The sequence below is a fragment of the Pseudomonas rhodesiae genome (genome assembly GCF_007858255.1).
Classification (GTDB): Bacteria; Pseudomonadota; Gammaproteobacteria; order Pseudomonadales; family Pseudomonadaceae; genus Aquipseudomonas; species Aquipseudomonas rhodesiae.
Window position 1 is genome coordinate 1 of sequence record NZ_VFEU01000053.1, and the last position, 7,244, is coordinate 7,244.

A 7,244-nucleotide genomic window follows, 5' to 3' on the forward strand; every position below is an offset into this window, starting at 1 on the left:
GCGGCGCAGGCAGCAGCACTATCGGTCGGCCAGTTCACTTTGACGGTGCCGCGTGGGTGCAGAATCTCAATGCTGATATTCGATGAAGGTGGGTGTGCCGTTATCTGCATGGGCAATGGGATAAATGGTAAGCGTCCGAACTACACCGCCTTGCATCTCAGACCTTAATCCCCTTTAACCGCTGATTGACGCGCTCACACTCAAAAACTGCGAAATTGCACCCCACTTGACCACCCATTTGCGTTGCAACTGACCAATCATTTGCATTCGAAGTGATCAGGACTCTCGGCTCTGTAGGGTAAGAGCGTGGCTAAAAGCAGACCGTAGGTTTGGCCAGTCAACGGGGCTCATTGAGCGCCGCTCTTTTCCTGTTCAAGCCGACAAACAGGGGGGCAATGAAACGGGAAATCGTAGGCTAAGGCGCGAAGTTTTCGTGGCTATCTATTCCATGCAGCGAATCGATCAGCGGGCAGCTAACCGTCCCGTGGCTCGCGCAACAGTCATCAACCAACTGCGCCAGGACCAACTCGATCCGCCGCAGATCCGCAAGTTTCCCCCGCACGTCTTCGAGCTTCTGCTCGGCGTGCACACGCGCATCATTGCAGTGCGTACCGTCATCGAGCCGCAACAGTCCGGCCACTTCATCGAGGCTGAAGCCCAGCCGTTGTGCGGACTTCACGAATTTCACCCGTGCAATATCCGCCTCGCCGTAGCGACGAATGCTGCCGTAGGGCTTGTCCGGTTCGGGCAACAGCCCTTTGCGTTGATAGAACCGAATGGTTTCCACGTTAACCCCGGCTGCCTTGGCAAAGACGCCAATGGTCAGGCTTTCCGCAGTGTTTTTCATACCGCTTGACTCCGTACCTGACTACGGAAATAACCTTAACCCATCGATCAAACATTCGAAAGGTTGAACCCATGTCTGAATCACAAAAGGGCCGTGGTGCACTCCTCGCTGGAGGTCTGGCGGCGATCCTTGCGTCCACCTGCTGCCTGGGCCCGCTGGTGCTAATTGCCCTGGGCTTCAGCGGCGCCTGGATCGGTAATCTCACCGTTCTGGAGCCCTACCGCCCGTTTTTCATCGGCGCGGCATTGTTGGCGCTGTTCTTCGCTTACCGGCGCATTTTCCGCCCGGCTCAAGCCTGCAAACCCGGTGAGACCTGCGCAATTCCGCAGGTACGAACCACCTACAAGTTCATTTTCTGGCTCGTGATGGCACTCGTGCTGGTCGCGCTCGGTTTCCCCTACATCCTCCCGTTGTTTTACTGATCAGGCAGGAGTCTCCCATGAAAAAGCTGTTTGCCGCTCTCGCGCTCATTGCCGTGGTTTCCCCGGTGTGGGCCGCCATCCAAACCGTCACCCTGTCGGTACCGGGCATGACCTGCGCCGCCTGTCCGATCACGGTCAAGAAAGCGCTGACCCAGGTCGAGGGCGTGACCAAGACCGAGGTGAGTTTCGAGAAACGCGAAGCCATCGTGACCTTCGACGATGCCAAGACCAACTCCGAGGCCCTGACCAAGGCGACCGAGGATGCCGGCTATCCATCTACCATCAAGCAATAGGAGGAAATACCAATGAGAAATCCTCTCAATCTGTTCACGCGGATCGGTGACAAAGCCAGTTCCGTCGGTGTGCTGGTTTCAGCCCTAGGCTGCGCCGCGTGTTTTCCTGCTCTGGCTAGCTTAGGCGCTGCAATCGGTCTGGGCTTTTTGAGCCAGTGGGAAGGCCTGTTCATCACCACGCTACTGCCCTTGTTTGCGGCCCTGGCGCTGCTCGTCAATTCCCTTGGCTGGCTCAAACATCGGCAGTGGCAGCGAACTGCACTCGGCCTGATAGGCCCTGTCCTGGTCTTGGCTGCGGTGTTTTTGATGCGGGCTTATGGCTGGCGGAGCGGTTGGCTGCTCTATATCGGTCTGGCCCTCATGCTTGGGGGCTCGATCTGGGATCTCGTGTCGCCCGCCCACCCCCGTTGCGCCCCGGGTGCCTGCCCACCACAGCCAAAACAGTAATGCCGCAAAGAGACCCATTTGAGGAAGTAAACGCTATGACCACACTGCGAATCCACGGTATGACCTGCGCCTCCTGTGCCGACCGCGTCAGAGATGCTCTGGAGGGAATCTCCGGCGTGCACCGGGCGGACGTCTCCTACGCCGGTGGGAAGGCCGAAATGACGGCCGACGCGGCTGTCAGCCGTGAACAAATGCAAGCCGCCGTCGAGGCCCTTGGGTATCAAGCGTCGTTCGAAGTCGCCTCGCTACAACCGCGCCCCGGCCAGCTCGATAAGGCGCTGGGCTGGTTGCGCAGCGACACCGAGGTCGGCAAAAACGGCGACGCGCTACACATTGCAGTCATAGGCAGCGGCGGTGCGGCAATGGCGGCCGCCTTGAAGGCGGTGGAAGCCGGCGCCCGCGTCACTCTGATCGAGCGCGGCACCATCGGCGGCACTTGCGTCAACGTCGGCTGCGTGCCGTCGAAAATCATGATTCGCGCCGCGCATGTGGCTCATTTGCGCCGCGAGAGTCCGTTCGATGACGGAATGCCCGCCACGCCGCCGACCGTCCTGCGCGAGCGGCTGCTCGCGCAACAGCAAGGCCTTGTCGACGAACTGCGTCACGCCAAGTACGAAGGCATTCTGGAGAGCACACCAGCCATCACCGTGCTGCGTGGCACCGCTCGCTTCCAGGACGGCCACACGCTCAGCGTCGAACTGGTCGAGGGGGGCGGGCGCGAAGTCGCGTTCGACCGCTGCCTGATCGCTACCGGCGCCGGTGCGGCCGTGCCGCCGATTCGCGGGCTGCAAGACACCCCCTATTGGACCTCGGAGGAGGCACTGGCCAGCGCCAGTATTCCGCAACGGCTCGCCGTGATCGGCTCATCCGTGGTGGCCTTGGAGCTGGCGCAAGCCTTTGCCCGGCTGGGTAGCCGCGTCACCATCCTGGCGCGCAACTCGCTGTTCTTCCGCGAAGATCCGGCCATCGGCGAGGCGCTGACCGCAGCCTTCCGCATGGAGGGCATCGACGTGCTTGAGCAGACACAAGCCAGTCAGGTGACCCACGCCAACGGCGAATTCGTACTGACCACCAACCACGGTGAACTGCGCGCCGACCAACTGTTCGTCGCCACCGGCCGCACGCCCAACACCCAAAGCCTGAACCTGGAAGCGGCGGGTGTACTGTTGGATGAACGCGGCGCCATTCAGATCGATCAGGGCATGCGCAGTAGCGCAGTGGATATCTATGCAGCCGGCGACTGCACCAACCAGCCGCAGTTCGTCTACGTCGCGGCGGCGGCTGGCACCCGTGCGGCGATCAACATGACCGGCGGCGAAGCTACGCTTAATCTCGATGCCATGCCGGCGGTGGTGTTCACCGATCCGCAGGTGGCCACCGTCGGTTACAGCGAAGCGGAAGCACAGCGCGCAGGCCTCGAAACCGACAGTCGCACGCTGAGCCTGGACAACGTGCCGCGTGCGCTGGCCAACTTCGACACGCGAGGGTTCATCAAGCTGGTCGCCGAAGCGGGTTCTGGTCGGTTGCTCGGCGTGCAGGCGGTGGCCCCGGAAGCGGGCGAGCTGATTCAGACGGCGGTGCTGGCTATTCGCAACCGCATGACCGTGCAGGAGCTGGCCGACCAGTTGTTCCCCTACCTAACCATGGTCGAGGGCCTGAAGCTCGCGGCGCAGACTTTCACCAAGGACGTAAAGCAATTGTCCTGCTGCGCTGGATGAATGGAGAGCACCATGAAATTTGCCCGCTACATTACCGAGATCGCCGAACGTCTCACCCCGACCAACCGGCCCAAAGGTTTTGCGGAGTTCTTGGTCGCGCTACTGGGTGAACTTGCCAAGGGACGCCCGATTTCGCGAACTACGCTTGCCAGGACTCTTGGCTGGCCCGCTGAGCAAGTGGCGGCTGTGCTCGAACAAGCCACCAGTACCGAATACGACAACGATGGGAACATCATCGGCTATGTCCTCACCTTGCGCGAGACGTCGCATGTCTTGGAAATTGACAACCGCCGGCTGTATGCCTGGTGCGCGCTGGACACCCTGATGCTCCCGGCGTTAATCGGCCGTACAGCTCGCGTCTCGTCGCATTGCGCTGCAACTGGAGCACCCGTTTCGCTTACGGTTTCACCCAGCGAGATACAGGCTGTTGAACCTGCCGACGTGGCAGTGTCACTGGTATTGCCGCAGGAGGCGGCCGACGTTCGTCAGTCCTTCTGTTGCCATGTGCATTTCTTCGCATCTATCCCAGCGGCAGAAGATTGGGCCTCCAAGCATCAAGGATTGACTATCGTAAGCGTCCAAGAGGCGTTCGGCGTGGGCCAGGAGCTTAATCGACATCTGTTGCAGACCCTTCCAATGAGAACATCGTGATTGGATTTCGACTCAATGTCCTACGGAGTGGGCATCGGATTTCTCTTTCCGACTTTGATCCGGTGATCCCAGCCATCGCCAAAGTCATAGACCTAGCGGAATGTCCTTTTCCCGTTCAACGCTTTGATCAGAGTCTTGCGGGTCTCCGAGTTCACGGGAGGCCCCCATCCATCGGAGTCGGGAATACCGTAACTCTCACCAGCTATTTCAAACTCATGCAGATGGTCATCGTGCCAGCCCATTGCGATCTGGATCACCGCGTGCAATTTGCCTAAGGTGATGTTCTCGGGCACCGCCACACGGCGCCAGATGGCAGGTTCGATCCACTTCAATTCAATGTGCAGTAGCAACAAATCAGGTTCGGGTTTTGGCAAGCGAACAGTTTTGACCATGGATCAGGCGGCCTCGCAGAGTTCCGTGGAGGCGAGAGAAACGTTCCAGGGCAGCAGTTCGTCGACCCGATTGATCGGGTGGTCGGCGATGCGCTCCAGCACGTGTGTCAAATAGGCTTGCGGGTTCAGGTCGTTGAGTTTGGCTGAACCCACCAGGCTGTAAATCGCAGCCGCTCGTTCGCCGCCGGCGTTGGAACCGACGAACAGATAATTTTTTCTGCCTAGCGCGACAGCACGTAGCGCGCGTTCGGCAGCGTTGTTGTCGATCTCAATTCGCCCGTCATCGCAATAGCGCACCAAGGCCTGCCACCGATTGAGGGCATAGAGAATCGCACCGCCCAATGCCGATTTTTTCGACAGTTGAGTCAGCGTCTGGTTGAGCCACGCGTGGAGTTGTTCCAGCAGCGGACTGGCTCGGCTTTGCCGAACCACTTTTCGCAGGTTGGGCGGTTGCCCTCGAATCTCGCTTTCGATGGCATACAGGGCCGCAATCCGTTGCAGCGCCTCGGCGGCAAGTGGTGAAGCCAGGTCTTTGTAGACCTCGTAAAACTTGCGCCGGGCGTGAGCCCAACACGCCGCTTCCTCAATGGTGCCCGTGGCATATAGTTGAGCAAAACCGGCATAGCCGTCCGCCTGCAAGATCCCGCTGAAGCGCTTGAGATGCGCGCGGGGATGTTGCCCCTTGCGATCCGGCGAGTAGGCAAACCAGACCGCCGCCGGTGTCGCGTCCCCCGTAGGTCGGTCGTCCCGCACGTACGTCCACAGGCGCGCCGATTTGGTCTTGCCGTTGCCCGGCGCGAGCACGCCAATCGGCGTGTCGTCGGCATGGACTTTGTGTCCGCTCATGACGTGGTGCTCAAGGGCGTTGATCAGTGGTCGCAGCAACTGACTGCTCTGGCCAACCCAGTCGGCCAGGGTTGAGCGCTCCAGCTCCACGCCCTCACGGGCGTAGATCTCGGACTGCCGATACAACGGCAAATGATCGACAAACTTCGAGACCAGCACATGGGCCAACAACCCTGGGCCGGCAAGACCTCGGGCGATCGGGCGACTCGGTGCCGGCACCTGGGCGAAGTGCTCGCAGCAGCGGCAAACCCACTTCGGACGGACATGGCGAATGACTTTGAAACGTGCCGGAACGTACTCCAGCACTTCGGACACATCCTCACCTAAATGGCGAAGCGTCCCACCGCAGCCAGTGCATTGCGACTCGGGCTGATGAACGTGGGTTTCGCGAGGTAGGTGTTCAGGCAATGGTTTACGGCGCGAAACTGCGCGAGGTGCCGGCTCGACTGGAGGTGTCATTTCGGCTTGGCTGATTTGCAGCTCATCAAGGCTCAACTGGAGCTGGTCGATCATCGCTTCCAGTTGCTCGGAGCTGCGACCGAACTGCGTACGACGCAGCTTGGCGATCATCATCTTCAAGCGCTCAATCTCTGCGTGCTGGGCAGCGATCAGCGCCTTCAAGGCTTGAAGATCATTCGGCAGGGAGTCGGTCACGAGGGTCATGCCCGAATATTACTGGGGATTTTTTCAGCGCGGCAAGTCAGACCGCGAGGACGGGTGCTGTACGAATTGGCCGGCGCCAATCAATGCCCTCCAACAGCATCGACAACTGCGCGGTCGTCAGCGACACGCTGCCGCTGGTTGCTTGCGGCCAGACAAAGCGTCCTTGCTCCAACCGTTTGCAAAACAGGCACAAGCCGTCGCCATCCCACCACAACAGTTTGATCCGGTCACCACGCCGTCCGCGAAAGGCGAAGATCTGACCGGAGAAGGGATCGGCTTCCAGTTGAGTCTGCACCATGGCCGCCAAACCGTCGAAGCCACGACGCATGTCCGTGACGCCAGCGGCGATCCAGATACGGGTTCCAGCGGGAGGGGCAATCATCGCACTAACTGCTGCAAGACGAGTTGCAGCGTCTGCGGGTCTGGTGCTCCGGTGATACGCAACTTGGCTTTTCCTACCTCAACTGCGATCTCGGAATGACACTCTGCCTGTGGCTGGAAGACTGGCGGCAGATCCATTGGCGCCTCGATCACCTGGACTGGCAAAAACGAAGCACTCTGGCTGACCGGGCCGAATAGCCCTTCTTGGTATTGCTGCCGCCAGCGAAAGACCAGATTGGCATTGACGTCATGTTCGCGAGCGATCAATGACACGGAGGCGCCAGGCTGGAAGGTGGCCTCGACGACTTGGCGTTTAAAGTCCAGCGGAAAGTTGGGGCGGCGACCGGCTCGACGGGCTGGGGCAACTGTATCCAAGATAGTGTCCACTAAAAAATGGTGTCCACTATCTTGGCCAATTTGGAGGGCTGTCAGGAGAGGGTGCTGGCCGGACGGTTACGATAAATGCTGGTTGAAGCGCTGAGCTTTTGTGCGCGTGCACTCGAATCCATTTGTGGACGAGGTTGGCGTTGAGGCTATGGCTGAGGGCGACGCCGGCAATCGAAGCGCCGGGTTGGGCACACTCT

9 protein-coding genes and 1 pseudogene are annotated in these 7,244 nt (G+C 60.0%); 5 read left to right on the top strand and 5 right to left on the bottom strand.

From position 1 onward, the window contains the following. Positions 1 to 415: 415 nt before the first annotated feature. Positions 416 to 847 carry a mercury resistance transcriptional regulator MerR gene (gene merR, locus FIV35_RS29180; RefSeq protein ID WP_003425050.1) on the bottom strand — a complete coding sequence of 144 codons (432 nt, stop codon included), beginning with the start codon at positions 845 to 847 and terminating at the stop codon, positions 416 to 418. 71 nt (positions 848 to 918) lie between these two features. On the opposite strand from merR, the gene merT reads away from it, so the two are divergent. From merT to merB, 5 genes are read left to right on the top strand one after another with little or no spacing between them, the layout of a single operon-like run. Then, positions 919 to 1,269 (top strand): mercuric ion transporter MerT, encoded by a 351-nt coding sequence (gene merT, locus FIV35_RS29185; RefSeq protein ID WP_003425049.1) that lies wholly within the window; start codon positions 919 to 921, stop codon positions 1,267 to 1,269. Positions 1,270 to 1,286: 17 nt separating this feature from the next. Further along, on the top strand, positions 1,287 to 1,562 hold the full coding sequence (merP, locus tag FIV35_RS29190) for a mercury resistance system periplasmic binding protein MerP (RefSeq protein WP_003425048.1): 276 nt from the start codon (positions 1,287 to 1,289) through the stop codon (positions 1,560 to 1,562). A gap of 12 nt (positions 1,563 to 1,574) precedes the next feature. Next, positions 1,575 to 2,009: an organomercurial transporter MerC gene (gene merC / locus FIV35_RS29195; protein ID WP_003425046.1), complete on the top strand. Its 435-nt coding sequence runs from the start codon at positions 1,575 to 1,577 to the stop codon at positions 2,007 to 2,009. Between the two features lie 35 nt (positions 2,010 to 2,044). After that, positions 2,045 to 3,727 carry a mercury(II) reductase gene (gene merA / locus FIV35_RS29200; protein ID WP_003425044.1) on the top strand — a complete coding sequence of 561 codons (1,683 nt, stop codon included), beginning with the start codon at positions 2,045 to 2,047 and terminating at the stop codon, positions 3,725 to 3,727. 12 nt (positions 3,728 to 3,739) lie between these two features. Beyond that, positions 3,740 to 4,378, top strand: coding sequence for an organomercurial lyase MerB (gene merB / locus FIV35_RS29205; protein ID WP_003425042.1), 639 nt, complete (start codon positions 3,740 to 3,742; stop codon positions 4,376 to 4,378). A 92-nt stretch (positions 4,379 to 4,470) separates the two neighbouring features. Here merB and FIV35_RS29210 read toward each other — a convergent pair whose 3' ends face one another. From FIV35_RS29210 to tnpA, 4 genes and pseudogenes are all read right to left on the bottom strand, one after another. Then, positions 4,471 to 4,770 (bottom strand): plasmid pRiA4b ORF-3 family protein, encoded by a 300-nt coding sequence (locus FIV35_RS29210; protein ID WP_003425039.1) that lies wholly within the window; start codon positions 4,768 to 4,770, stop codon positions 4,471 to 4,473. A gap of 3 nt (positions 4,771 to 4,773) precedes the next feature. Continuing rightward, a complete protein-coding gene (gene tnpC / locus FIV35_RS29215) occupies positions 4,774 to 6,279 on the bottom strand; it encodes an IS66 family transposase (protein ID WP_003425038.1) in 1,506 nt (501 codons plus the stop codon). A 37-nt stretch (positions 6,280 to 6,316) separates the two neighbouring features. Then, complete coding sequence (gene tnpB / locus FIV35_RS29220; protein ID WP_003425037.1) at positions 6,317 to 6,661, bottom strand: IS66 family insertion sequence element accessory protein TnpB; 345 nt, start codon at positions 6,659 to 6,661, stop codon at positions 6,317 to 6,319. Next, positions 6,658 to 6,963 (bottom strand): annotated as a pseudogene (tnpA, locus tag FIV35_RS30450) (IS66-like element accessory protein TnpA); the annotation flags it as partial. The pseudogene tnpA and the gene tnpB, both read right to left, overlap by 4 nt. Positions 6,964 to 7,244 lie beyond the last annotated feature (281 nt).

Excerpts from the sequence above, each read along its gene's own strand:
- merB (WP_003425042.1), top strand. The coding sequence starts at position 3,740 with ATGAAATTTGCCCGCTACATTACCGAGATCGCCGAACGTCTCACCCCG.
- merP (WP_003425048.1), top strand. The coding sequence starts at position 1,287 with ATGAAAAAGCTGTTTGCCGCTCTCGCGCTCATTGCCGTGGTTTCCCCG.
- FIV35_RS29210 (WP_003425039.1), bottom strand. The coding sequence starts at position 4,770 with ATGGTCAAAACTGTTCGCTTGCCAAAACCCGAACCTGATTTGTTGCTA.
- merR (WP_003425050.1), bottom strand. The coding sequence starts at position 847 with ATGAAAAACACTGCGGAAAGCCTGACCATTGGCGTCTTTGCCAAGGCA.
- merC (WP_003425046.1), top strand. The coding sequence starts at position 1,575 with ATGAGAAATCCTCTCAATCTGTTCACGCGGATCGGTGACAAAGCCAGT.
- tnpB (WP_003425037.1), bottom strand. The coding sequence starts at position 6,661 with ATGATTGCCCCTCCCGCTGGAACCCGTATCTGGATCGCCGCTGGCGTC.
- tnpC (WP_003425038.1), bottom strand. The coding sequence starts at position 6,279 with ATGACCCTCGTGACCGACTCCCTGCCGAATGATCTTCAAGCCTTGAAG.
- merT (WP_003425049.1), top strand. The coding sequence starts at position 919 with ATGTCTGAATCACAAAAGGGCCGTGGTGCACTCCTCGCTGGAGGTCTG.
- merA (WP_003425044.1), top strand. The coding sequence starts at position 2,045 with ATGACCACACTGCGAATCCACGGTATGACCTGCGCCTCCTGTGCCGAC.